The sequence below is a fragment of the Rubneribacter badeniensis genome (assembly GCF_002899695.1).
GTDB lineage: Bacteria > Actinomycetota > Coriobacteriia > Coriobacteriales > Eggerthellaceae > Rubneribacter > Rubneribacter badeniensis.
This window is the reverse complement of sequence record NZ_PPEL01000184.1, coordinates 1-566: the sequence shown is the minus strand read 5'-3', so window position 1 is coordinate 566 and position 566 is coordinate 1. Positions and strand designations below refer to the sequence as shown.

Here is a 566-nt window from a genome sequence, read left to right as displayed (position 1 = left end):
CGCACGCGAGCGCGACGCGGACGCGGGCCGCGAGAGCCTGGGCTCGGCCATCGTGCTGTGCGTCCTCGGCCTGGTCATCATCGTGCATGGGGCGAACTCCACCGTTTTTATCGGCATCGTATGGGGCCTCTTGGGCCTGCAGAAAGCTGCGCGCACGTTCGACGGCATCTTCTCCGACATCAGGCACAAGCGTCCCTTCGCCGTAGCGCTCGCGTTCTGCGTGCTGCAGTTCGTGCTGTCGGTGCTGCTCATACTGAACCCGTTCGCCAACATCGAGCACCATCTCATCGTGCTGGGCATCGAGCTCATCCTCTACCCCTTCAAGCTGCACCGCGAGCACGGCAAGCTGAAAGTCGAGGCCGAGGCGTAGCGAAGGGCGGGCAGAGACCCTGCCCTTCTCCTAACCCGCATGGGTCGGATCGGCGGTTCCTAGAGCAGCTCGCCGTGCGTCGATATCGTGGCCACCGAGAAAGGCACGTCCTTTCCGCTGCGCGCGAGCGCCGTCCGGGCCGCCTGCTCGAGCCCGCCGCAGCAGGGAACCTCCATGCGCGCGACCGTGACCGAGC

Annotated in this window: 1 pseudogene; it reads left to right on the top strand. The window is 66.1% G+C overall.

The features are described 5' to 3' along the window. A pseudogene (locus C2L80_RS13995) lies at positions 1-370 on the top strand (DUF308 domain-containing protein); the annotation flags it as partial. Positions 371-566 lie beyond the last annotated feature (196 nt).